Origin of the sequence: Streptomyces mutomycini, from assembly GCF_001700505.1 — a bacterium.
GTDB lineage: Bacteria > Actinomycetota > Actinomycetes > Streptomycetales > Streptomycetaceae > Streptomyces > Streptomyces mutomycini.
Window position 1 is genome coordinate 1 of record NZ_MAPV01000015.1, and the last position, 24440, is coordinate 24440.

Genomic DNA, 24440 nt, shown 5'->3' on the forward strand with positions numbered 1-24440 from the left:
CGCCCCCGAGGCCGCACCGGAAGGGTCCGGTGCGGCCTCGGGGGCGTGATCGGGTGCCTCAGGCGGTCTCGCCGGTACCGGAGCCGGCTCCCTCCGCCTTCTTGATGCCCTTGGTGATGTCGTCCAGGACCGAGAGTTCGGGAGCCTCGGCGTTGATGTCGAAGCCGGAACGGACAACCACCAGCATGTCCTTGGCGTTGGGGGAGGGGAACGCGAGCGACTCGACGTATCCGTCGTCGCCGTCCTTCGTCACCACCTTCCAGCGCACCAGGTAGCCCTTCTGCCCGGCGACCGTCACCGCCTCGGACTTGAGCTCCTCGTGCGACGTGATGCCGCCGTAGACCTTCTCGCCGTACGACTCCTCGGCGTTCGTCCTGATGTCGGCCTCCGCGGCGGCCCTCGCCGTGGTCGCCTCGATCTCCAGGGCCTGAGCCGGTGCGGAGGACACTCCTGCGCGCACACACTTCTCGGCCTCGTCGCCCGGGCAGGCGTGCTCGCCGGTCGACACCCCGGCGCCGATCGGCCCGGACTGACCGGTCCAGCCGTCGGGTACGGGGATGCTGATCCCGCTGGCCAGGTCGGTGGCGTAGCCCTCCTCCGTCTGCGGCATCTGCTGTTCGGGGCTCCGGCTCCCGCCGCCGTCCTGCCCGCCGCCGTCCGGCGCGCCGGGGAGCCGAGGGCTTTCTGAGGGTGCGGGCGCCGAGGCCGCGGAGTCGGCGCCGTCGCCCGAACTGTCGCCCAGCATGTACGCGCCGCCACCGACGGCAGCGAGTGCGACGACGCCGGCGGCGATGCCCGCGCCGATGCGTACGCGACGGCGCCGGACCGTCGCGGGAGGTATCCGGAGCTGGTCGGTCCAGCGGCTCCCGTCCCACCAGCGTTCCTGGAGGGGGCCGATTCCTGTGTGCCCGGGGTCTGGATGCCAGCCGGGCGGGGTCGTCTGGGTCACAGGAGCACCGTAGGCGCACCGGGTGAGAATCGTATAAACGCACTGCGTGGTCGTAGTCGCGTCCCCGGGAGGCCGTGGCCGCAGCGGTCATTCGCATGTCCTCGGGCGCAACTCCATGCGCTGCCGGACGTGTTCCGTGCCCGCGACTTCCGGCGGCCGGCACGCTCCGTCGCACCGACCTCGCGGCGGGGCGGCGGTCGCGGTCCTCCTACGGCTCGATCAGCCCGGCCCGGATCGCGTAGCGGGTGAGTTCCAAGCGGTCGCGGAGCCCCAGTTTCTGCAGCAGATTGGCCCGGTGACGCTCGACCGTCTTGACGCTGATCACGAGCATGCCCGCGATCTCCTTCGACGAGTGGCCCTCGGCGACCAGCTTGAGGATCTCCTCCTCGCGCTCGGTGATCGCCCGGTCAGGGACGTCGCCGCCGTCCTTCACCCGGTCCAGGTAGTTCCGGATGAGGGCTGTGACGGCGCCCGGGTAGAGGAACGGTTCGTCCCGCATGGCCGCACGGCACGCCTCGACGAGATCCCGGTCGGCGACGGACTTCAGGACGAAGCCCGAGGCGCCGGCCTTCAGCGCCTCGAAGAAGTACTGCTCGTTGTCGTACATGGTGAGCATCAGGATGCGCAGCTCCGGCATGACCCGGGAAAGCTCGCGGGCCGCCTGAAGGCCCGTCAGGCGCGGCATCGCGATGTCGAGGACGGCAAGGTCGGGCCGCTCGGCGCGCGCCATCTCGATGGCCTCGGCGCCGTCGCCCGCCTCGGCGACGACCTGGAGGTCCGGTTCGCCGTCGAGGATCAGCCGTACGCCCCGGCGGACCAGGGCGTGGTCATCGGCGAGCAGGATGCGGGTCTTCCCCGGTGCGTAGGGCGAGTGAGGCATGGTCAGGAGCTTCCGTTCCGTACGGGCACGTCGAGGCGTACGTCGGTGCCGCCCGTCGCACCGCTACCGAGAGTGAGCGTGGCGCCGATGAGGAGGGCGCGTTCACGCATGCCGCGCAGACCCGCGCCCTCGGTGGCGTCCCCGAGGCCCCGGCCGTCGTCACGGATACGCAGCTCCACCCCGTCGGGGCTGCCGCGCAGGGAGAGTTCGAGCAGGGTGGCCCGGGCGTGGCGGACGGTGTTCGTGACCGCTTCCTGGGCGATGCGGTAGACGACGAGCTCGGCCTCCTCGCCGAGCGGCGGCAGGTCCTTCTCCATCCGGCGTCTGATCGTCAGCCCCTTCGGTGTCGGTGTCTCGGTGGTCAGCGCGGTCAGGGCGCTGACCAGCCCCAGCTCCTCCAGCACCCCGGGACGCAGCCGGCGCGCGATGCGGCGGATCTCGTCGAGACTGCCGCGGGTGATCTCCTGGACCTGGGCGAGCTCCTCGCGCAGGGGCTCCGGGGCGTGACCGGTGACCCGCTTCAGCTCCAGCAGGACCGCGGTCAGGGTCTGGCCCACCTCGTCGTGCAACTCCTGTGCCACCCTGCGCCGTTCGGCCTCCTGGGCACCGAGAGCCCGGGCGCTGCTGGTCGCGCGTTCGGCCTCCAGCCGGTCGAGCATGCTGTTGAACGTCTCGATCAGGGCCGCGACCTCCCCCTCACCGGAGACCTCCAGGCGCGGCCGCGGACTCAGCAGGTCTGTGGTCGTCATCGCGCGGGTGACCCGTTGCAGCGGTGCGAGGCCCAGGCGCAGGAGCAGCGCGTTCGCACCGAGCATCAGGGCCATGCCGCCGGCCAGGATCAGGGCCTCGGTCAGTACCACCGGGGCGGACACGGTGATCGGGCCGAGCAGGAGCAGGGCCCCGGCGGCGACCAGCACCGCGGCGTTGAGCAGGAAGATGCGCCAGAACAGGGACAAGACCGCACGGCCTCCTTGGGACGGGTACGACTGTCTCCACTATCGCCGGTCAGGGCACCGCGCGTCGTCGCTCCCGGTCCGCGGCCCCGTCTGCATGGCGGACCCCCTGGAAAATGGGTGTCAGCCCCGATGTCCGGCGACCCCCGCCCCCGCCGACCATGGAGTCGGACCGAAAGAGTTCCGATTCGGGAGGGAGCCACCATGCCCCACTACGACGAGCGGCTGCGCGGCATCGAGGACCGGCTCGGCGATGACCGCTCCGAACGCGCCGACGACCCGGACCGGGGCGCTCCGCGTGAACACCGCCCCGGCCCGGCATGGCTGTGTCTCACCGTCGGAGTGGTCGGCCTGGTGACCGGCATCGTCATCGGTCACGGTCTCCTCATCGCCGCCGGGCTGGTCGTGGCCGGGATGGCGGGACAGCTCCTCGACCCGCAGCGGAGCAGGCGACGGGGCGGCGTGCCGCGTCCCCGCTGAGCCACCCCGGGCTTTGGTCCGACCACATGTCCTGTGTGACATAGTCGGGTCATGTGTATCGCCCGGAACAGGGAGTAGCGGATGCCCGTCGAGTGGCAACCCGTACGGCAGTCCCGCACCCACGAGCTCGTGCTCCAGACCATCGAGGAGCGGGTCTTCGCCGGAGAGCTCAAGGCAGGCGACCGCCTGCCGCCCGAGCGGGAGCTCGCACCGGTGCTCGGCGTCAGCCGGTCGGCCCTGCGCGAGGCGCTGAGGGTGCTGGAGACCATCGGTGTCCTGGTCGCCCAGCCAGGCAGGGGCCCTGATTCCGGGGCGCGCATCGTGCGCAACCCGGACGACGCGCTCGGGCGTCTGCTGCGCCTGCACTTCGCGCTCGGCAGTTACAGCCTGCACGACGTGCTCGAGGCGCGTGTCGTCCTGGAGAGGTCCAGCTGGGAGGCCGCCGCGCGGCATGCCCGGGCCGAGGACCTCGACGCGGCGGGGGAGCTCGTCCGGCGCATGGGGGAGCCGGATGTGGGTGTTGCCGAATTCAACGACCTCGACACACGCTTCCACGTCCTGATCGCCGGAAGCTCGGGCAACGCGCTGACCTCGACGCTCACGTCAGCGGTACGCGAATCCGTCCGCCCGCTCATCCTGCGCGCACTGGAAGAGACCGACGACTGGCCGGCGACGGCGGGCGCGCTCAACGCCCAGCACGCGCGGCTGCTGGAGCTGGTGCGCGAGGGGCGGGGCGGCGAGGCGGCGGACCTGGTCGAGGAACACATCCGTGGTCTGCACGGCACGCTGGTCGACGGGAACGACGCCCCGTAGGGGCGGAACGCCTGCCGCGGAACGGGAAGCGGACGGACAGGGACGAAGACGGAACGGCAGCGGGGGCGGTGCACGTGCACCGCCCCCGCTGCCGTTCCGTCTTCGTCCACCGGGCGTGGCGTGCCCGGAGGCTTCCCCACTCGGACTGAGGCTAGTATGGTCGGACCATAAATTTCCCGAGGAGGCCCCATGCGTATCGGACTCTTCGCCACCTGTCTGGGAGACACACTCTTCCCGGAGGTGGTGAAATCCACCGCGGTGCTGCTCGCCCGCCTCGGCCACGACGTGGTCTTCCCGCCGGACCAGACCTGCTGCGGCCAGATGCACGTCAACACCGGCTACCAGCGTGAACCAGTCCCGCTGGTGCGTAACTTCGCCGAACAGTTCGGGGACTCCTCGATCGACGCGGTCGTCATGCCGTCCGGATCGTGCGTCGGCTCGGTCCGCCATCAGCACGAGATCGTCGCCGAGCGCTACGGCGACGCCGCGCTGCGCGCCGGGGTCGCCACCGTCAAGGCCAAGACGTACGAGCTCTCCGAGCTCCTCGTGGACGTCCTCGGCGTCACCCGGGTCGGCGCGTACTTCCCGCACCGTGTCACCTACCACCCCACCTGCCACTCCCTCCGCATGCTCCGGGTCGGCGACAAGCCGCTGAAGCTCCTGCGCGCCGTCGAGGACATCGACCTGGTCGAGCTGCCCGAGGCCGACTCCTGCTGCGGCTTCGGCGGGACCTTCGCCGTCAAGAACGCCGAGACCTCCACCGCGATGCTCCAGGACAAGATGCGCAACATCTCCGGGACGAAGGCCGACGTGTGCTCCGCCGGGGACTCCTCCTGCCTGATGCACATCGGCGGCGGACTCTCCCGCATCAGGTCCGGCACGCGCACCCTGCACCTCGCCCAGATCCTCGGATCCACCCGCACCGCGCCGTACGCCCTGATGGAGGCCGCCCGATGAGCACGTTCCTCGGCATGCCCGCCGCCCCGCCCCGCTCCCCGTTCGGAACGGGAAACCTGCGAGGCGACCGGACGTTCCCCGAGGCGGCCCACGGCGAACTCCGCAACGACCAACTGCGCCACAACCTCGGCAGGGCCACGCGCACCATCCGGACCAAGCGCCTGAACGTCACCGGCGAACTCCCCGACTGGGAACGGCTGCGCGACGCCGGATCGGCCGTCAAGACCGACACCATGAACCGGCTGCCCGAACTGCTGGAACAGCTGGAGCAAAAGGTCACCGAGCGCGGAGGCACCGTCCACTGGGCGCGCGACGGCGTCGAGGCCAACGAGATCGTCACCCGGCTGATCAGGGCGACCGGCAGCAGCGATGTCATCAAGGTCAAGTCGATGGCCACCCAGGAGATCGGCCTCAACGAGCACCTCGAAGCGGCCGGCATCACCCCGTACGAGACCGACCTGGCCGAGCTCATCGTGCAGCTCGCCGACGACAAGCCCTCGCACATCCTGGTGCCTGCGATCCACCGCAACCGCGACGAGATCCGGCAGATCTTCCTCGACGAGATCCCCGGCGTCGACCCGGATCTCGACAATGTGCCCGCCCACCTCGCCGCAGCGGCCCGCGCCTATCTGCGCGAGAAGTTCATGACGGCCAGGGTGGCCGTCTCCGGGGCCAACTTCGGCATCGCCGAGACCGGCACCCTCGCCGTGGTCGAGTCGGAGGGCAACGGCAGGATGTGCCTGACCCTGCCCGACACGCTCATCACCGTGATGGGCATCGAGAAGGTCCTGCCGCGCTACCAGGACCTTGAAGTCTTCCTCCAGTTGCTGCCACGCTCCTCGACCGGCGAGCGGATGAACCCGTACACCTCGATGTGGACCGGTGTGACCCCCGGCGACGGACCGCAGGACTTCCATCTCATCCTGCTCGACAACGGCCGTACCGCCGCGCTCGCCGACACGATCGGCCGCGAGGCCCTCAACTGCATCCGCTGCTCGGCCTGCCTCAACGTCTGCCCGGTGTACGAACGCGCCGGCGGCCACGCGTACGGATCGACGTACCCCGGCCCGATCGGTGCGGTCCTCACCCCGCAGCTCGCCGGGATGCACGCGGCGAAGAACGATCCCAACAGCTCGCTGCCCTACGCCTCCAGCCTCTGCGGCGCCTGCTTCGACGCCTGCCCGGTGAAGATCGACATCCCCTCGATGCTCGTGGAACTGCGCCATCAGCACACCGAACAGTCCGGCACCACGGTGGAGAAGCTCGCCATGAAGGCCGCGGCCGGAGTGATGGGCAAGCCGAAGCTCTTCACCGCGGCGCAGAAGGCGGCGTCCCTCGGCAGGGTCGTCGGGGGACGAGACGGCACGATCTCGCGTCTGCCCGCCCCGCTCAGCGGCTGGAGCGACAGCCGCGACACCGCAGCCCCGCCCAAGCAGTCCTTCCGCTCCTGGCTGGCCTCGGCCGAAGGGGCGGAGACGATGCGGGCAGCGGCCGACGAGGGCGCCCGGCTCACGGCCGAGACCCCCGAGGAGGACCAGTGACCACCTCTCCCACCGCGCGCGACACGGTGCTCGGCCGGATCAGGGACGCCCTGGCCCTCGCACCCACCCCCGAGGTCACGGTCCCCCGCGCCTACCGCACCGGCCGCACCCTCCCGGACGGCGAACGCCTCGCGCTTCTGACCGACCGGCTCGTCGACTACAAGGCACAGGTCCACCCCTGCACCGGGGACGACACGGCCGAGGTGATCGCCGAGGTCCTGCGCGAGCGCGGAGCCCGGCGCATCGGCGTCCCGGACGGGCTGGACGAACAGTGGCTCACCGCCTACGACGGCGAGGTCCAGCGGGACTCGGCGGACATCCCCGCACCGAGCCTCGACGCGCTGGACGGCGTGGTGACGGCCTCCGCCGTCAGCTGTGCCGAGACCGGCACGATCTTCCTGGACGGATCACCGGACCAGGGCCGGCGCGCCCTGTCCCTCGTCCCCGACCTGCACGTCTGCGTCGTCGACCTGTCCTCGGTGGTGGCAGGTGTCCCGGAGGCGGTTGCCCGGCTGGTGCCCGAGAGGCCGACGACCCTGATCAGCGGACCGTCGGCCACGTCCGACATCGAACTGGAGCGGGTGGAAGGCGTCCACGGGCCCCGCGACCTCGTCGTGGTGATCCGGACCGATGCCTAGCCAGGACCTCGCGTTCGGATCATGCTGGGCTCGCGGGGCCTGCCCCCGCTCCCTGATCCAGCCTGATCCGAACGAAAGACCCTGGACGGGTGCCCGACCCTGGTGCCCGTGCCCCCCTCGCGGGCACCAGGGGCCGGCCGTGCGTCAGGCGCCGATGTCGTAGAGGGTGAACTCTTCCCAGGAACCGGTGATCTCGGTCGAACGGGCGCGCAGCGCGTACTGGAGCGATCCGCTATAGCCGTTCTCCATGGCGACGAAGAGCCCGTTCAGGGTGGACTGGAGCGCCCAGCGGTCGAGCTGCTCGTTGTAGTACAGGACGAACCGCTCCCAGCCGCCCGCACTCGTGGAACGGGCGCGCAGCACGTTCTGCGCCGTGCCCGTGTAGTTCTTCTCCACCGCCACGTAACGGTTGTTCGCCAGTGACTTCAAGGCGTACGTCTCGGAAGCCTCGTCCCACTCGAAGGCAAAGCCCTCCCAGGCGCCGCCCACTTCGGCGGAACGGGCCCGCAGGACACCGGTGTTCGGGGCGGCGTAGTTCACCTCGGTCGCGGTGAACCGGCCGTTGCGGGCCGACTGCAGGGCCAGGAGCTCGGGTTCCACGGCCGCGGTGGAGGCCTCGTCACCGGTGGCCGACGGAGCCTGACGGGCGCCCGCCTCCCCGGTGATGCGGGTCAGGCCGGTGCCGTCCACCGCCTCCCATCCGCTGGGTACGGCGGCCGGCCTGTCGGCCGCCGGTGCGGCCCCGGCCGCGGGCGAGGCCACCGCGGAAGCCGCAAGAACGGCACTCAGGGAAAGAAAAACTGACGTAATACGTCGCACAGGTATTCCTCACTCGTCGTCAAAAGAATTCCGGGGCCTGGGAAACGGGTCCACGACGGCTTTCGGTCGCCTCGTCAGGAGAATCGCCGAATGAACGGCGGGTCCCGACGGGTGACGTCTGCTGTCAACCGGTTCCCGCGCATGGCTAGGCCGTCTCCGAATTCTTCACACCCCCGAAGGCTGCGTTCCACGCCCCTCCCCGGGCGTTTCGGCAGTCGCTGCGCCAATGGGCGAAGCGGCCTCAGCGTATCTGTGTGAGCTGGGTTCCGGAAATGAATTGAGGAGATTCTGCGGGGTATTGGAAACGGTCTCACTGCATTACCGGTTCCGCAGTTCTCCGTTCATGCGGGTGACGCTCTCTGTTTCCGTGGCGAGCAGGCGTCCACCTTCCCGGCGCCTCGCGGTCCCTCGCACGAAAGCAGTCGGCGGCACCCTCGAAAGGCTGCCGCCGACTGCCGTCGAGCCGGGCTCAGGTCATCGGTGCCCGTGGGTGACCTCCAGAGGGGCGAATCCGATGCGGGTCGTCGAACCGTCGTCGGCCCAGGCGACCTCGATCGTGTCCCCGTCCACCTCCACCCCGCTCACGACCGTGGAGAGCGGTGCAGGGTCCGGCTCGGCCGTGAGTGACGCCAGCGCCACGAGCATTTCCGTGCCCTCCACCTCGGCACCCAGCCGGGGGAGCACCGCCCACCGGGTGAACGCCGTGCCCTGCGGGGCCCGCACGTCCTCCGGCTGGGCCCAGCCGTGCAGCCCGTGCAGCGCGGAACGCACCGCGCCTCCGGGGTCCGTCGCCCAGCCCGTCTGCTCGGCCAGTGTCCCGGCGGGGGCGCCCAGGATCCGGTGCACCCGTAGTTCGTACCGGCCCAGGACGACGGTGACGCTCTCCACCCGCAGGCCCGGCCAGGTCGGCGGGCCGTCCGGGAACACCGGGCAGTGCCAGGACGCGGCCCAGCCCCAGCCGTCGCCGTGGCCCGCGCCCAGCGGCTGGATCCGGACACGGCTGCTGCGGGAGCCCCCGACCCGCAGTGACAGATGGTTGTCCGCGGTGTTGGCGGACGACGTGGGCCCGGTGGCCGTCGAATACGCCAGGCGCGCGTAGAGCGGGTCCGACACGTCAGCCGTCTCGCCCTCGTGCGGACGGACGTGGTCGCTGCCGTGGTTGTGCAGCCGCACGATGCCGTCCGCCCGCGTCGACTGCACGAGCAGCCCCGGTGACGGCAGCGACAGCACCCGGTCAGGGCCCTCGCTCGGGGCGGGCTCCTCCTCCGCCGTCCACAGCGGGTGCTCCGCCGGGGCGAGCAGCGCGACGAAGGCCTTCGACGCCCAGTACGGCGACGACGGACCGGAGTAGACCTGGAGCGAAGCGTCGTGCGGGCCGTGCCAGCCCAGACTCAGCAGGCCGTCGTCCCCGGCCGATCCGCGCTCCAGGAAGTACCGCAGTGAGCCGCTCACCAGCCGGCGCGATACGCCCGGCGACAGGGGGGTGTGGCCGGACACCGCACCCATCCCGACCGCCGCGCCCGCCGCGAAGCGGTAGGTGAGGGAGCGGCCGAAGTGAACAGGGGCGCCGTCCGAGCCGAACATCAGCGAGAAGCTCTCCAGATGCTCGCTCAGACGTGCGCCGTAGTGCGCGGACAGCTCCGCGTCGCCCGACAGGTACGCGTCCAGCACCGGATACAGGTGCAGGGCCCAGCCGTTGTAGTGGTCGAAGGCGCGCCCGTCCCCGTCGGAGTACCAGCCCTCGCCGCGATACCAGACCTCCAGCAGGTCGAGCGCCCGCTGCCTGGCCCGGGCCGTCTCCGCGTCGCCCCGGCCGACCGATTCCAGGAACCCGGCGACGGAGAAGGGGAAGAGATACCAGTTGTTGGGCGCGGGAGTGTGACGCAGGGCGCCGCGCAGCCATTCCTCCGCCCGGTCCTGCGTGGCGGCGTCGAGCCGGTCCCACAGCCAGGGACGGGTCAGCCGCAGTCCGATCGCCACCGACGCCGACTCCACCATCGGCTGGCCGAACACCGTGTGGTCCAGGATCAGCGGCCAGGACTCGGCGTCGTCCCGCCCGGCCGTCCGCGTACCGGCGGTGAGCCCGTCGGCGTACCGCTCCAGCCAGTTGTGCGGGTCCTTGCCCTCCGCGCCGGCGACCCGGAACGCGGCGGTGAGGAACGTACGGGCGTAGCCCTCCAGGCCGTCGGACCTGACCCCGGAGCGGGAGGGGCGGCCCGGCAGGTCGAGGAGGGCCCGGCCAGGGGTCGCCCACTTCCAGACGGCGTCCAGCAGGCCGTCCGCCACCGCTTCCCAGTGGGCACGGGTGCAGCCGGTGTACGGGCTCGTCACACGGTCTTCGGAGGGGAGCCGAAAGGGGAGGGAGGTCATGCGAGGAATGCCAGCCTTTCGCGTTGTACGGGATGGGCGAAGCCGTCGCCGGCGGCCCAGCGGGCGACCTCGCCGACCGCCAGATCGGCCAGCCGACGCAGTTCGTTGCCCTGGGACCCCGCTAGATGGGGGGTGATGAACGCGTTGTCGCAGTCCCACAGCGGATGGCCCGCCGGCAGCGGGTCGGGGTCGGTGACGTCGAGCACCGCCCGGATCCGTTCCGCCCTGAGTACGTCGGTGAGGGCGTCCTGGTCGACGACCGCACCCCGGGAGGTGTTGATGAGAACGGCGTCGGGCCGCATCGAGGCGAGGAGACCGCGGCTGACCAGACCTGTGGTCGCGGGCAGCAGCGGTGTGTGGACACTGACCACGTCGCTCTCCGCGAAGAGCCCGGCCAGGGTCACGGGGCGGACGCCGAGCCCGGCGGCCTCGTCGTCCGACACGTACGGGTCGTGGAGCAGCACCCGCAGGTCGTAGGGGCGCAGCAGCTCGATCATGCGCCGGCCGATCAGCGAGGCCGACAGGATGCCCACCGTGCGGCGGTAGTTGCCCACATCGGGCGGGGTGGCGAGCCAGGCGTCGCGCACACGGGCGGACCGGTGGTCGCGGGCCCGCTCCAGGACCCTCTTGCCGGACAGCAGGATCATCGCGAGGGTGTACTCCGCGACCGGGAGCGCGTTGGCCGCCGCGGCCGACGACACCTCGATGCCCCTGTCCCAGCAGGCGTCGGTGACATGGCCGCGTACCGTGCCCGCCGTGTGCACGACGGCCCGCAGCGACGGCGCGGAGGCCAGGACACCCGCGTGGATCGGCGGACATCCCCATCCGGTGACCAGGACCTCGGTGTCCGCGAGTACGGCCCGGGCCGCCTCGGTCGCGAAGTCGTCGATCGCGGGCCCGGGGGCGAGGGTGCACACCCCGGCCAGCGCCGCCAGGGAGTCGGGGGAGAGGACCGCGGCTGCGGCGTCCGCTCCCATGGCGAGCGCGGCGCGTGGCCGGCGGTGTGCGGGGGGAGTGCTGGGCATGGTTCTCCTGTGCGGTGGTCCGGGCGGGGCGGCACGGCTACTTGACGGCGCCCGCCGTCAGTCCGGACCGCCAGAAACGCTGGAGCAGGGCGAAGGCGAGGATCAGGGGCACCACCGCGAGCAGCGAGCCCATGATGACGACGGGGTAGTACTCGGGCGACACGGACGCGGAGCTGTTCCATGAGTACAGGCCGAGGCTGACCGGATACAGATCCTGGTCGGAGAGCATCACCATGGGCAGGAAGAAGTTGTTCCAGATGGCCGTGAGCTGGAAGAGGAAGATGGTCACCAGCCCCGGTCCCAGCATGCGGAGCGCCACCCGGAAGTAGGCGGCCAGTTCGCCCGCGCCGTCCATCCGCGCGGCCTCCAGCACCTCGTCGGGCACATAGCCCTGGCTGAAGATCCGGCCGAGGTAGACCCCGAACGGATTGAACAGGACGGGGATGAAGACGGCCCAGAAGGTGTTCACGAGACCGGCGGACGAGGCCATCAGGTAGAGCGGGAGGGCGAGCACCGTCTGCGGCACCATGACGGCCGCCAGCACCAGACCGAACAGCTTCTCCTTGTGGGCGAAGCGGTACTTGTCGAAGGCGTAGCCGCACGCGATGCTGATCAGAGCGCCGAGCGCCGCGCCGAGCACCGCGTACAGCAGGCTGTTGCCGTACCAGCGGCCGTACAGTCCGCCGTCCATGGCGAACAGGTCCTTCATGTTCTGCACGAAGGAGAAGTCGGTCAGCGACAGGAAGTCGCTGCTGAACAGGGCGTCCCTGTTTTTGGCGGAGGCGAGCACCAGCCACAGCACCGGCAGCAGGGTGTACAGCACCGAGACGAAGACCACGAGGTTGACGACCGACCGGCCGAGGAGCCGGGGCCGCAGGGGTGAGGCGGGGCGGGACAGGGTCGACGCGCTCATCGGGCACCCTCCTCTGCGGCGTTGGCACGGTTGGTCCAGCGGGTGACGCCGTAGGAGAGGGCGATCGTGCACAGGAGCAGGATGACCGAGGCGGCGGCCGCGAGACCGTAGTTGTTGCGGGTGAAAGCGGCGTCGTAGATGTACATGCTCGGCGAGAAGCGTGAGTTGATCATCGGGGTCGACTGGCTCAGCAGCATCGGTTCGGTGAAGAGCTGGAGCGCGAAGATGAGGGTGAACATCGCGACCATCACGATCGAGGACCGCACCAGCGGGGCCTTGACCTGGAGGGCGGTTCGGACGGGGCCCGCGCCGTCCACGACCGACGCCTCGATCACCTCGCGGGGGACCGCCTGCAGCGCGGCGTAGAACACGACCATGTTGTAGCCGAGGTTGCTCCACAGCGCGATGTTCACGATGGACGGGAGCACCGTGTGCACCCCGAGGAAGTCGATGGTGATGTCGGCCCTGCCGAGCAGTTCGATGACCGGGCTGATGCCGGGCGTGTAGAGGTACAGCCAGATCAGGGCCGCGATGATCCCCGGCACGGCGTGCGGCAGGAACAGCGCGAGCTGGACGGTGCCCCGCAGGCGGACCACGCCCGAGTCCAGCAGCAGCGCCAGCACGAGGGCGCCGGTCACCATCAGCGGGATGTAGACCACGCAGTACAGGGCGACGACACCGAGACCGCCGAGGAAGGTCGGGTCGGCCAGTACGGCGGCGTAGTTGCGGAGCCCGGCGAAGACCGTCCGCTCGGGTCCGAAGCCGAGGCCGGGCTGGTCGTCGCTGAAGAAGCTCAGATGGACGGCGGTGGCGACCGGGATGAGGAAGACGGTCGCCAGAAGAGCGAAGAACGGCGTCATCAGGACGCCGCAGGCGCCGAGTTCACGCCGCCGGGCGGACCCGCTGGCCTTGGGTGCCCGCGGGGCGGCGGCCGGGCTCTGCGGTGACGGACGGGCGGTGGCGTCCGTCGGTACGGACACGGGGGTGGCGCTGGTCATGGGTGTCACCTGCCTCTCTGCTGCTGGGAACGGGATGCGGATCGCCGGTCAGGTGGAGCGCCGGGTGGTGGAGAGACCGAGTGCCTTGAGGTCAGGCATGGTGCCCTCCTGTGCCGCCCGGACCGCCCCGAGGATGGAACCCTGGCCTCCGCTCGCCCGTGCCAGCCCGTCCTTCATGAGCTTGCCGGTGGCTGTCATCCGGGGGCCCCATATCCAGCCCGCGCGGATCTTCCGGGCCTCCTGCTCGAAGAGGGTGTAGATGTCCTGGCCGCCGTAGTAGGCGCGGTCGAAGGCCTCGCGGCCCACGTCGACGAGCCCGGGCGCGGCGGGGTACTGGCTGCTCGCACCGCTGGAGAGCCGGGCACGCAGCGCGTCGGGATGGGACACCTGCCACTCGATGAACTCCATCGCGGCCTCCGGGTGCGCACTGTCCTTGGTGACCGCGAAGGTCGAGCCGCCGTGCGTCCCCACACCCGGGTCGGCCGGGTCCCACTGGGGGAGTGGCGCCAGTGCCCACCGGCCCTTCTGACCCGGGCGGGCCTTCATCTGCGCACCGGCGTCCCACGCGCCGCTGAGCCTGCTGAGCACCAGACCGTTGCCGATCTGGACATCGCTCTGCCGGCTCTCCACCGCGTTCATGAAGACCAGGTCCTGGTCGGTCAGCCTCTGCCAGAAGGCGGACACACGCCGGGTGGGCGCGTCGGCGAGCGAGACGTTCCAGGCGCCGCCCGAGGTGTCGAACCACTGGGCCCCCGCCTGCCACGCGAACGCGGCGAGATGGGTGTCACCGTCCGTCGGGAACAGCGCCATCCGACGGTCACCGCTCCTGCGGCGTACGGTCCTCGCCGCGTCCTCGAAGTCCTCCCAGGTCCGGGGGACGGCGAGGCCGTACCGCTCGAAGAGGTCGGTGCGGTAGTGCAGCACCATGGGTTCTATGTCGAGAGGGACGCTGAACACCCGCTTCTCGAAGGTGGTCAGCCCCAGCGCCTGCGGCAGCAGCTTGGCGCGCAGCCCTTCGCCGACCAGGTCCGTGATGTCGCGGCAGACCCCGTCGATGGCGAAGCCCGGGACCTGGGGGTACTCGATGGTGGCGACGTCCGGGGCGTTGCCGGCCCGGGCCGCGTTGCTGAGCTTGGCGTAACCGCCCTGGGCCCCCGATGGGACCTGCTGGTAGTCGACCTGAATGGTGTCGTGGCCGCGGTTGAAGGCGTCCACGACCTCCTGACTGCCCCGCAGGGCGGACCAGAAGGTGATCCGCGTCTTCCTGCCGGTCCTGCTGCTCACGCTTGTTCCGGTACTGCTCGTACCGCCCGACCGTGTGTCTCCGCCACCACCTCCGCAGGCGCTGAGCGCGCCTGTCAGAGGCAGTGCGGCGATCGTGGCGAGCACGGATCGACGGCTCTGTCGACCAGGCATGTGCGCCTCCCGCGGCTCCTGATTCGAGACACGGGGAATACTGATCGGCTGATCGATAGCGGTCAATAGATCGATCAAAAGAAGCTTGAAGTGTTCAAACGATCAGATTGCCGGGTGAGGCAACTCCTGGGTCGATCCGCGCACTTCGAGGCGGGGGAGCAGCTCCGTCCGGCGCACCGGGCCGGTGGCACCTGCCGGGTCCGCCAGCCGGTGCAGAAGCAGCTCGGCCGCCGCCCGGCCGATCTCGGCCCGCGGCGGCGCGACCGCGGTGAGAGCGGTGCTGCCCAGAGCCGCGACGACATCGTCGTACGCCACCACCGAGCAGTCCCGCGGTACCCGGATGCCGCTCTCCGCCAGCCGCTGCACCAGCATCAGGGCGTCCTCGTCGCCGTGCAGGACGGCACCTGTCACCCCGCGCTCCCGCAGCAGGGCGGTGAGATCCGGGACCGGCTCCCGTGCACCCGGCTCCCCGGGGCCCGCGTTCGGGGAGCTGAGCACCACCGACCAGTCCTCCACCTCGGGCCGGGCCGCGGCGATCTCGGCGAACGCCGCCCGTATGGAGCGCGCGGTCGGGCTGTCGTTCCTCGCGGCCAGCACGAGCCGGCGGTGGCCCAGCGAGACCAGGTGGTCCACGGCCAGGTGGATCCCGTACCAGTGGTCCGAGCAGACCGAGTCCAGGGCGTGCAGCGCGCTGCCGGGCCGGGGCCGCCGCTCCATCAGGACCGTCGGGACCCCCACCCCGGCGAGCCAGCCGTAGTCCGCCTCCTCGCCGGCGGCGCTGCGCCACCGGGGGGCGATCAGCAGCCCGCGCACGCCGGCGGCCAGGGCCCGTTCCACCTGGGGACGTTCGGCCCCGGCCGCCTGCGGGGCGATGTACAGGGTGATCCGGGTCCCGGCCTCCTCCAGGGCGGTCCTGGCACCGTGCAGGGTCTCGTAGAGATACGAATGCCGCTCCGGGACGACGAGGGCGACCGCGCCTTTGTCCGCATCCGGTTCACGGCCTCGGGCGGCAGGCACCGCGGCCGTGTGCCCGGCCTCCCCCACGGGGCGGACCACGCCGTGACCACGCCGCAGCATCCCCGTCCTGGCCAGCTCCTCGACGTCCCGCCGGAGCGTGACCGGCGAGACGTCCAGCTCCTCGGCGAGCGAGCTCACCTTGACCGCGCCGCGCGCGTGCACCACCGCGAGGATGCGCTTCCGCCTCAGCTCGACCGGCTCCCGCATGCTGGCCCCCTTGCCTACCGCCGTGCGGTGTTCGTTTGAACGTTTCCGTGAGCGATCGCAGCATAGCGAGACGCCCTCGCTCCCCGCGGTCACAGGACGGACGTTCATCCGCCGAAAGGAAGTTGTGTCTACCATCTGATCCGGTATGGACACCATCACACTCTGGCAACTGGCCGCGCTCGCGGCGGCATCCACCCTCGTCGGCTTCTCCAAGACGGCGGTCAGCGGTGCCAACACGATCAGCCTCGCGGTCTTCGCTGCCGTCCTCCCGGCCCGCGAATCGACCGGGGTGCTGCTCCCGATCCTGATCGCGGGCGACATCCTCGCCGTGCTCGTCTACCGCCGTCACGCCCACTGGCCGACCCTGCTGCGGCTCTTTCCCGCCGTCGCCGCGGGCGTGGTGGCGGGTACGGTCTTCATGGTGTGGGCCGACGACGCCGCCGTACGCACCTCGATCGGCGCGATCCTGCTCTTCATGGCGGGCGTCACGGTCTGGCGCCGTCGTGCCCGGCCCGAGCCGGCGTCCGAACAACAGGACGAGGACCGTCCGACGCGCGGAGGGCGACTCAAGGCACGCTCGTACGGGGTGCTCGGCGGATTCACCACCATGGTCGCCAACGCGGGCGGCCCCGTGATGTCGCTCTATCTGCTGTCGGCGGGCTTCCGGAAGCTGGGCTTCCTGGGGACGTCGGCGTGGTTCTTCCTGATCGTCAACACCTCGAAGGTGCCCTTCAGCGTGGGACTCGGTCTCATCGACGCGCGGTCGCTGCTGCTGGACGCCGCCCTGGTGCTGTTCGTCATCCCGGGTGCGTACCTCGGCCGGGTCTGCGTCGGCCGGATCGACCAGAGGCTCTTCGACCGGATCGTGATCGGAGCCACCGTCCTGGGCGGCCTCCAGCTGCTGCTGAGCTGAAGACCGTCCGGGGAGGGGCTGTCAGACGATGCCCTCGGCGATCTCCGCCTGCTCACGCGCGTTGCCGTACGCGGCCGGAGTGCTGTACGAACGGCGCGCTACGAACCACCACACCGTGGCCAGGACCAGCACGGCGACCAGGGCGATCGACGCGTAGTTCATCGAGTCGATGGTCACGGGCGAGGACTGAGGCAGCAGGAACAGCACGCTCACCAGGGCGACCCACACCACGGCGATCCAGCCGATCGGCTTCGACCAGCGGCCGAGGTGCCAGGGGCCGCGCTCGAACCGGTCACCGGCTCGCAGCTTCAGGTAGATCGGGATGGCGTAAGCGGGCGTGATTCCGATGACGTTGATCGCGGTGACGGCCCCGTACGCGGTCGCGGAGTACAGCGACGGAACCGCCAGCAGCGCGGCGACACCGACCGACAGCCACACGGCGGGCACCGGGGTCTGGGTGCGTGCGCTCACCTTGCGCCACAGCGCGGAGCCCGGCAGCGCGTTGTCACGGCTGAAGGCGAACACCATCCGGCTGGCGGCGGCGACCTCGGCGTTGCCGCAGAACAGCTGGGCCGCGATCACGATCAGCAGCATGGCGGTGGCGCCCGCCGTGCCCAGCGCGTCGATCAGGATCTGGGCGGGCGGGACCCCGGTGGCGCTGTTCTGGGCGCCCGCGTAGTCCTGGATGGCGAAGGTCAGTCCGGCCAGCAGGACGAAACCGGCGATCCACGAGACCCAGATCGCCCGGACGATGCCCTTGGCCGCCGTCACCGACGCGTTGGACGTCTCCTCGGACAGGTGCGCGGAGGCGTCGTAACCGCAGAAGGTGTACTGCGCCAGGAGCAGACCGATCGCCGCCACGTAGATCGGGTTCTCCCAGCCGGTTCCGTTGACGAACTCCGTGAAGACGAAGGACGGCGACTGGTGGTTGGAGGGCACGATGGCCAGCACCGTCACGATCACGGCCACACCGCCCAGATGCCACCAGACACTGATGGAGTTGAGCACACTGACCAGGCGCACGCCGAAGAGGTTCAGCACCGCGTGCAGCAGGAGGATGCACAGGAAGATCAGCATCGTGGAACCGGGGGTGGGATCGAACCCCCACTGCAGATTCAGCAGGGCGCCCGTGAACAGCGCCGCCCCGTAGTCGATGCCGGCGATCGCGCCCAGCAGACCGAGCAGGTTCAGCCACCCGGTGTACCAGCCCCATTTGCGGCCACCGAGCCGGTCCGCCATGTAGTAGAGGGCCCCCGACGTCGGGTACGCGCTCGTGACCTCGGCCAGGGCCATGCCCACACAGAGCACGAACAGGCCGACACCGGCCCAGCCCCAGAGCATCACGGCCGGGCCACCGGTCGACATGCCGAAGCCGTACAGCGTCATGCAGCCGGAGAGGATCGAGATGACGGAGAAGCTGATCGCGAAGTTCCCGAAGCCGCCCATGCGACGGGCCAGCACCGGCTGGTAGCCGAGTTCGCGCAGCCGCTGCTCTTCGTCCCTCTGCGGTGCGGGCTCCGTGCTCGACGGGGCCGAGGCGGATATGGACATGGGGATGACCTCCGGGTGTGGGATGGGGGGACGGGAAAAGTACGTGGGGCGGGTGCCGGCCGGTCAGCCGTGCGGGGGTTCTCTCCGCGGCTCCTGCTCGGCGGTCAGGCAGCGGCTCCGGGCCCGGAGGAACACGTCCTCGGCACCGGCCGGATCCTGCGGGGTGCGCGTGCGGTGGGCCCAGGGCACCGACGTGTAGTACGGGCCCATGGCCCGGAACACCGGTGCGGCGTCCGCGAACCGGAGCGAACCCCACAGCGCGTGGGCCAGATGGTTGAGATCGAGCAGCGGCCGGGCGGCCGGGTCGGCGGCCGCGAACCAGATCTCCAGGGCGCGCCGGGCATCCCGCTCGCCGTCCTCGGTGACCCAGTGCAGGTCCAGCGCCCGCTCGTTGCCGTTTTCGCGGCGGTAGCGCTCCACCCGGACATAGAGCGGCAGCACATGGAGCGGCGAGCCCTCAGGAGCCGAAGAGGCCGCCCACTGTACGAAGTTGACCGCCTCGGAGAGCGTGCCGTTCGCCTGCCTCGCGTAGACGAACTGCAACATCCGGTGATAGGCCTCGCGATTGAACGGATCACGCTTGTCCGCCTCCGCCAGCAGCCCCCACGGCCCGGGAAACAGCATCGGGCCCGGAGGCAGCAGCCGGTGCTCCTCCAGGCGCTGCCCCTCGTCGAGCTGGGAGAGCGCGAGCAGGCAGACCCAGGGCACCGGGTCGGCGGGCGAGGCGTGCGCGGCGGAGCGGCACCCCTCCCACGCCTCCTGCCACAGCTCCTGCGCTCTCGGATGCTTCTCCCGGTGGGCGCGGACGGCCCGCTCCACGGTCACCCGGGCCAGCATCACCGTCGCCGCCACACTCCGCGGCTCCTCGGCGAGCCAGGTGTGCACCGTGTCGGAGCCCGCAGCCACGGCCGCGAGGACCTGGGTCCGCTGGGTCCACAGCGTCCAGTCCGGTGTGCCCTCCAGCAGATCCCGCATGGCCAGCCAGCGGCCGGTACGCAGATCCTGTAACGCGATCCGCAACGCCTGATCGTGTCCTGCGGGGTGGTAGACCGGCCGGAAATCACCGGTAGCCATGTGTGCGCCCCGACCCTGAACGCGCGGTGGGAGCAGGGCGGCAGGCCGGGCGCGGCGGCACGGCGACGGTTCTTCTGGTCATGAATCCTCATGGAGCGTGGGGGGTTGGGCCGTTCGGTGATGAACTGCCGGTGGTCATCATCCGGTTGTTCACCCGGCGGTGAGTGTAGAGCCCCGCACGCCCGCCTTTCGGCGACTCTGCGGATCTTACTCAAGTCGGCCACATACACCGGACGTTGATCTCTCGCCGAGGCGCCGGACAGGATGTTCCGGCGAGGGTTGACGCAAGGCGTGGTCTGCACGACTGTGGGGCCCAAGGACCAGATGATCACGATTCCGCCCGGGTCCGGGCGGTCCGCACGGCTGGAGCGTCGATTGACAGAGCCGGTACTCGCCATCGACCAGGGGACGTCCGGGACCAAGGCGCTGGTGATCTGTCCCGAGCGTGGGGTGATCGGTTCCGGTTCAGCGCCCGTGCGCCCGAGGTACGGCGCCGGTGGCCTCGTGGAGGCCGATCCCGCCGAGCTGATCGGATCGGTCCTCGACGCCGGCCGCCAGGCGCTCGCGGACGCGGCCGAGCCCGTGGCGGCCGTCGGTCTGGCCAACCAGGGCGAGACGGTGCTGGCCTGGGATCCCGCGACCGGCCGGCCGCTCACCGACGCCGTCGTCTGGCAGGACCGGCGCGCGGAAGGCATCTGCGGCGAGCTCACCGCACACGGGGACGAGCTGAAGCGGCTCACCGGGCTGCCGCTCGATCCGTACTTCGCCGCCCCGAAGATGGCGTGGATACGCCGTGAGCTGACCCGGGAGGGTGTCGTGACCACCAGCGACTCCTGGCTGGTCCACCAGCTGACCGGAGCCTTCGTCACCGATGCCGCCACCGCTGGGCGCACCCAGCTGCTCGGACTCCGCGACGTCGACTGGTCGCCGGCCGCCCTGGAGGTCTTCGGCCTGTCCGACGAGCGGCTCCCCGACGTCGTCGACTGCGCCGGACCGGTGGGCACCACCACCGCGTTCGGCGCTGAGGTCCCCCTGACCGGCCTCCTCGTCGACCAGCAGGCCGCCCTGCTGGCGCAGAACGCCCTGGAACCCGGCCAGGCCAAATGCACGTACGGCACCGGGGCGTTCCTCCTCGCCCAGACCGGCCGCAGGCCCAGCACCGGCTCCAGCGGCCTGGTCAGCTGTGTCGCCTGGCGCCTCGGCGGGCGGACGGACTACTGTCTCGACGGCCAGGTCTACACGGCTGCCTCGGCCGTGCGCTGGCTGACCGACCTCGGTGTCATCTCCGGCGCAGCGGACCTCGATCCGGTGGGCGCCTCGGTCAGCGACACCGGCGGAGTCACCTTCGTCCCCGCGCTCGCCGGCCTCGCCGCACCCTGGTGGCGCAGCGACCTGCGCGGCTCCCTGACCGGCCTCGGCCTCGACACGACCGCCGGCCACCTGGTCAGGGCCCTCTGCGAGGGCATCGCCGCGCAGGTCGTCGCCCTGGCCGACGCCGCCGCGTCCGACCTCGGCTCCCCGCTGACCGCACTGCGGGTCGACGGCGGCCTGACCCGCTCCTCGCTGCTCATGCAGACCCAGGCGGACCTGCTGCAACGTCCGGTCGAGGTCTCGGCGCTGCCCGATGTGACCGCGCTCGGAGCCGGAGTGGTGGCACGGCTCGGGCTGGACCCCCGGCTGCCGCCGAGCAGTGCGACACCCGAGTGGCGGCCCTCCGCCGTGTACGAACCGCGGATCGGGCCCGAGGAGGCGTCGGAGCGCCTCGCGGGATTCCGTGCGGCGGTGGACGGCCTGCGGGAGCGCGCGTGACCGTCACCCTCACCACGTCCGGCCCCCTGCCTCCGGAGAAGGGCGCGGAGCACACGTACGACGTCACCGTCATCGGCGCGGGCGTCGTGGGAGCGGCCATCGCCCGGGAGCTGTCCCGCTACCAACTGCGCACCGCCCTGATCGACGCAGCGGACGACATCGGCAACGGCACGTCGAAGGCCAACACCGCGATCCTGCACACGGGCTTCGACGCCGTACCCGGATCGCTGGAAGCCCGCCTCGTACGCGAAGGGCGGGACCTGCTCGCCGACTACGCCGCGGACACCGGCATCCCGGTCGAGCGGGTCGGCGCCCTCCTCGTGGCCTGGGACGAGGACCAGCTCGCAGCCCTGCCCCTGCTGCGCGACAAGGCCGTACGCAACGGCTACCACGCGTCCCGCATCATCGACGCCGACGAGCTGCGGGCCCGCGAACCGCATCTGGGACCCGGCGCGCTCGGCGCGCTCGACGTACCCGACGAGAGCATCATCTGCCCCTGGACCACCCCGCTCGCCTTCGCGACCCAGGCGGTCCGGGCGGGCGTCCACCTGCACCTGAACTGCCGGCTGCGGGACGTCCGCAGCGACGCCGGGGGCCATACGCTCACCACCTCGCGCGGCCCGCTGCGCACCCGCTACCTGGTCAACGCCGCCGGGCTGTACGCCGACGAGATCGACCGGCTTCTCGGCCACGACGTGTTCACCGTGACCCCGCGCCGCGGGCAGCTCATCGTCTTCGACAAGCTCGCCCGCGACCTCGTCGGCCACATCCTCCTCCCCGTGCCCGGCCCGGCCGGCAAGGGCGTACTGATCGCACCGACCGTGTTCGGCAACGTCCTCCTCGGCCCCACCGCCGAGGAGCTCGACGACAAGACCGCCACCGGGTCCACCGCCGAAGGCCTGCACCTGCTCCGCGAGAAGGGCCGCCGGATCGTGCCCGGGCTCCTCGACGAGGAGGTCACCGCCGTCTACGCGGGCCTGCGCGCCGCCACCGGACAGGAGGACTACCGCATCCAGGAGTACCCCGCCCTCCGGTATGTCGCCGTCGGCGGCATCCGCTCCACCGGCCTCACCGCGTCCATGGCGATCGGCCGCCACGTCATGGAACTCCTCGCGGCGACCGGCCTGGACCACGGCGAGCCCCACCCCCTCCCGCCGCTGACGATGCCCGGCCTCGGAGACGCCTCCCCCCGGCCCTACCTGAGCGCCCGCCTGATCGCCGGGGATCCGGCGTACGGCACGCTCGTCTGCCACTGCGAGCAGGTCACCCTCGGCGAGATCCGGGACGCTCTCGCCTCGACGATCCCGCCGAACTCCCTGGACGGTCTGCGGCGCCGTACCCGTGCCCGGGGCGGCCGGTGCCAGGGTTTCTACTGCGGCGCCGCCGTACGCGCCCTGTTCGAGGAGGCACGGCCATGACCAGGAACGCACGCGAGGTCGACGTCCTGATCGTCGGCGGGGGGCCCGCTGGTCTCGCGGCCGGAGCCGAACTCGCCGCCGCGAGAGCGGGCCGGGTGGAGATCCTGGAACGCGAGCGGGAGGCCGGCGGGATTCCCCGCCACTGCCACCACGGCGGATTCGGCGGACGCCTGGACCGGTCCGCGTACGCCTGGGCATCGGCGGCGGGGTCCGCGTACGCACGGAAGGGGACGAGCGGGCCCGTCTACGCCCGGCGGAGCGTGGCCGCCGCCCTGGACGCGGGAGCGGCCCTGCGCACCGGAGTCACCGTCACCGGCTGGGCGGGACCCCGCACCGTCGAGACCAGCGGGCCGGCCGGACTCGAGAGGATCACCGCCCGCGCCGTCGTCCTCGCGACCGGCGCCCGCGAACGGCCGCGCAGCGCACGGCTGATCCCCGGTACCCGGCCGCCCGGCGTCTACACCACCGGCGAACTCCAGCAGGCCGTTCATCTGTACGGCCAGCGGATCGGAACCAGGGCGGTCGTCGTCGGTGACGAGCCCGTCGGTCACGCCGCCGCGGCCACCCTGCGCGCCGCCGGAGTCGAGATCGTGGCCATGGTCACCGGCCGGCCGTCCCCGCCGTTCCGGCTGCGGAGCCCGCGCACCCCTCTGCTCACCGGGGCCACCGTCACAGGACTCACCGGCAGGACCCGGCTGTCCGGGGTGGAGCTGCGCCACGACGACGGCCGTGCCACCACACTGCGCTGCGACACCGTCGTCCTGACCGGCGACTTCGTCCCCGACCACGAACTGGCAAGGCGCGGCGGGCTCGTTCTCGACCCGGGCACCCGGGGGCCCGCCTACGACGCCGCGTACCGGACCTCGCGGCCCGGTGTCTTCGCCGCCGGGAACCTGCTGCACGCCGTCGAGCGCGCGGGGTTCGCGGCGGGGGAGGGCCGGGCCGTGGCGGTACCCGTACTGCACCGCCTCGCCGGAACCGATCACCCCGCGGGAGGCGGACGGCCTCTGGTCGTCGACGCGCCCCTGCGGTGGATCGCCCCCAACATGACGGGGCCGGACGGGGAACGCCCGCACGGGGGCCGCTTCGTACTGTGCACCGCGTGGCGGCTGCCCCGGCCGCTGCTCCTCGTCTCGCAGGACGGGCGCGAACTCCACCGGGAGCGGCAGCTGCTGACCGCCGGCCCCGGCAGACCGCTGACCCTGGGGGCCGACTGGGTGGACCGGGTCGACCCGGACGGCGCAGCCGTGCGGATCACCGTGCTGTGACGGGCGGGCGGGAGCGGCTCAGGGAATCAGCAGCCAGTCCGCGCCGACGGCCGCCACCAGCCCGGCCCCCAGCAGCCAGCTGCCGAGCCGGGTCCTGCCGTTCCTGCTGAGCTCGATCACCACACCGCAGAGGATGAGCGCGAGCCCGTAGACCCCGACGACCAGGACCGAGGAACGGCTCGCTATCCGCAGGGCCAGGACGACGGCCGTCGCCGCCATTCCCGCCGAGGAGAGGAAGATCCGCAGCCGCCGCGCCTGACGTGGAGTGAGTCTCTGCTCCTGCGCGGCGGCCCCGGAAATCTCCGCAGGGCTCTCGCCCGCCTCGTGGTCCTGCTGCTGGTCCCGGTCCTGGTCAGAAGTGCTCATGACGCCGGATCGTAATGGGCTGCGCACCGGGATGTTCGCGGGACGGGGGATCACGCCCGTGACCG

Annotated in this window: 22 protein-coding genes; 9 read left to right on the forward strand and 13 right to left on the reverse strand. The window is 71.3% G+C overall.

What is annotated here, in order from left to right; all coding sequences use genetic code 11:
- Positions 1-58: 58 nt before the first annotated feature.
- The 3 genes from BFF76_RS01965 to BFF76_RS01975 form a co-directional block, all read right to left on the reverse strand.
- Positions 59-949, reverse strand: coding sequence for a DUF2510 domain-containing protein (locus BFF76_RS01965; protein WP_079122288.1), 891 nt, complete (start codon positions 947-949; stop codon positions 59-61).
- A 208-nt stretch (positions 950-1157) separates the two neighbouring features.
- Positions 1158-1829: a response regulator gene (locus BFF76_RS01970; RefSeq protein ID WP_065846883.1), complete on the reverse strand. Its 672-nt coding sequence runs from the start codon at positions 1827-1829 to the stop codon at positions 1158-1160.
- A 2-nt stretch (positions 1830-1831) separates the two neighbouring features.
- Positions 1832-2785: a HAMP domain-containing sensor histidine kinase gene (locus BFF76_RS01975; RefSeq protein WP_065846885.1), complete on the reverse strand. Its 954-nt coding sequence runs from the start codon at positions 2783-2785 to the stop codon at positions 1832-1834.
- 201 nt (positions 2786-2986) lie between these two features.
- On the opposite strand from BFF76_RS01975, the gene BFF76_RS01980 reads away from it, so the two are divergent.
- The 5 genes from BFF76_RS01980 to BFF76_RS02000 all read left to right on the forward strand — a co-directional run bounded on the left by BFF76_RS01980 (position 2987) and on the right by BFF76_RS02000 (position 7211).
- Positions 2987-3262: a hypothetical protein gene (locus BFF76_RS01980; RefSeq protein WP_065846887.1), complete on the forward strand. Its 276-nt coding sequence runs from the start codon at positions 2987-2989 to the stop codon at positions 3260-3262.
- An 81-nt stretch (positions 3263-3343) separates the two neighbouring features.
- On the forward strand, positions 3344-4075 hold the full coding sequence (locus BFF76_RS01985; protein WP_065846889.1) for a FadR/GntR family transcriptional regulator: 732 nt from the start codon (positions 3344-3346) through the stop codon (positions 4073-4075).
- A gap of 189 nt (positions 4076-4264) precedes the next feature.
- Positions 4265-5032 (forward strand): (Fe-S)-binding protein, encoded by a 768-nt coding sequence (locus tag BFF76_RS01990; protein ID WP_065846891.1) that lies wholly within the window; start codon positions 4265-4267, stop codon positions 5030-5032.
- Positions 5029-6573, forward strand: coding sequence for a lactate utilization protein B (locus BFF76_RS01995; protein WP_065846893.1), 1545 nt, complete (start codon positions 5029-5031; stop codon positions 6571-6573). The genes BFF76_RS01990 and BFF76_RS01995 overlap by 4 nt, the downstream gene beginning before the upstream one ends.
- Positions 6570-7211 (forward strand): LutC/YkgG family protein, encoded by a 642-nt coding sequence (locus tag BFF76_RS02000; RefSeq protein WP_065846894.1) that lies wholly within the window; start codon positions 6570-6572, stop codon positions 7209-7211. Before BFF76_RS01995 ends, BFF76_RS02000 begins: the two co-directional genes overlap by 4 nt.
- Before the next feature lie 144 nt (positions 7212-7355).
- On the opposite strand, the gene BFF76_RS02005 is transcribed toward BFF76_RS02000, so the two are convergent.
- From BFF76_RS02005 to BFF76_RS02035, 7 genes are all read right to left on the reverse strand, one after another.
- Positions 7356-8021 (reverse strand): fascin domain-containing protein, encoded by a 666-nt coding sequence (locus tag BFF76_RS02005; RefSeq protein ID WP_065846925.1) that lies wholly within the window; start codon positions 8019-8021, stop codon positions 7356-7358.
- A 483-nt stretch (positions 8022-8504) separates the two neighbouring features.
- Positions 8505-10400 carry a DUF2264 domain-containing protein gene (locus BFF76_RS02010; RefSeq protein WP_065846895.1) on the reverse strand — a complete coding sequence of 632 codons (1896 nt, stop codon included), beginning with the start codon at positions 10398-10400 and terminating at the stop codon, positions 8505-8507.
- Entirely contained in the window at positions 10397-11425 is a 1029-nt protein-coding gene (locus BFF76_RS02015; protein ID WP_065846896.1) for a hydroxyacid dehydrogenase, read from the reverse strand. The genes BFF76_RS02010 and BFF76_RS02015 overlap by 4 nt, the downstream gene beginning before the upstream one ends.
- 37 nt (positions 11426-11462) lie before the next feature.
- On the reverse strand, positions 11463-12338 hold the full coding sequence (locus BFF76_RS02020) for a carbohydrate ABC transporter permease (protein ID WP_065846898.1): 876 nt from the start codon (positions 12336-12338) through the stop codon (positions 11463-11465).
- On the reverse strand, positions 12335-13336 hold the full coding sequence (locus tag BFF76_RS02025; RefSeq protein ID WP_065846900.1) for a carbohydrate ABC transporter permease: 1002 nt from the start codon (positions 13334-13336) through the stop codon (positions 12335-12337). The genes BFF76_RS02020 and BFF76_RS02025 overlap by 4 nt, the downstream gene beginning before the upstream one ends.
- A 48-nt stretch (positions 13337-13384) precedes the next feature.
- Positions 13385-14752: an ABC transporter substrate-binding protein gene (locus BFF76_RS02030; RefSeq protein ID WP_065846902.1), complete on the reverse strand. Its 1368-nt coding sequence runs from the start codon at positions 14750-14752 to the stop codon at positions 13385-13387.
- Positions 14753-14854: 102 nt separating this feature from the next.
- Positions 14855-15976: a substrate-binding domain-containing protein gene (locus BFF76_RS02035; RefSeq protein WP_065846904.1), complete on the reverse strand. Its 1122-nt coding sequence runs from the start codon at positions 15974-15976 to the stop codon at positions 14855-14857.
- 145 nt (positions 15977-16121) lie between these two features.
- Here BFF76_RS02035 and BFF76_RS02040 point away from each other — a divergent pair, with 145 nt between their 5' ends.
- On the forward strand, positions 16122-16889 hold the full coding sequence (locus BFF76_RS02040) for a sulfite exporter TauE/SafE family protein (protein ID WP_031100849.1): 768 nt from the start codon (positions 16122-16124) through the stop codon (positions 16887-16889).
- Positions 16890-16910: 21 nt separating this feature from the next.
- Here BFF76_RS02040 and BFF76_RS02045 read toward each other — a convergent pair whose 3' ends face one another.
- Both BFF76_RS02045 and BFF76_RS02050 read right to left on the reverse strand, forming a co-directional pair.
- Positions 16911-18440: an amino acid permease gene (locus tag BFF76_RS02045; protein WP_053929228.1), complete on the reverse strand. Its 1530-nt coding sequence runs from the start codon at positions 18438-18440 to the stop codon at positions 16911-16913.
- 63 nt (positions 18441-18503) lie between these two features.
- A complete protein-coding gene (locus tag BFF76_RS02050; protein WP_065846906.1) occupies positions 18504-19514 on the reverse strand; it encodes a hypothetical protein in 1011 nt (336 codons plus the stop codon).
- 375 nt (positions 19515-19889) lie between these two features.
- Between BFF76_RS02050 and BFF76_RS02055 the strand changes: the two genes are divergently transcribed.
- From BFF76_RS02055 to BFF76_RS02065, 3 genes are read left to right on the forward strand one after another with little or no spacing between them, the layout of a single operon-like run.
- A complete protein-coding gene (locus tag BFF76_RS02055) occupies positions 19890-21323 on the forward strand; it encodes an FGGY family carbohydrate kinase (RefSeq protein WP_065846907.1) in 1434 nt (477 codons plus the stop codon).
- Entirely contained in the window at positions 21320-22741 is a 1422-nt protein-coding gene (locus BFF76_RS02060; protein WP_065846909.1) for an FAD-dependent oxidoreductase, read from the forward strand. The genes BFF76_RS02055 and BFF76_RS02060 overlap by 4 nt, the downstream gene beginning before the upstream one ends.
- Complete coding sequence (locus tag BFF76_RS02065; RefSeq protein ID WP_065846911.1) at positions 22738-24009, forward strand: FAD-dependent oxidoreductase; 1272 nt, start codon at positions 22738-22740, stop codon at positions 24007-24009. The genes BFF76_RS02060 and BFF76_RS02065 overlap by 4 nt, the downstream gene beginning before the upstream one ends.
- 18 nt (positions 24010-24027) lie before the next feature.
- On the opposite strand, the gene BFF76_RS02070 is transcribed toward BFF76_RS02065, so the two are convergent.
- Positions 24028-24408, reverse strand: coding sequence for a hypothetical protein (locus BFF76_RS02070; RefSeq protein WP_381824685.1), 381 nt, complete (start codon positions 24406-24408; stop codon positions 24028-24030).
- Positions 24409-24440 lie beyond the last annotated feature (32 nt).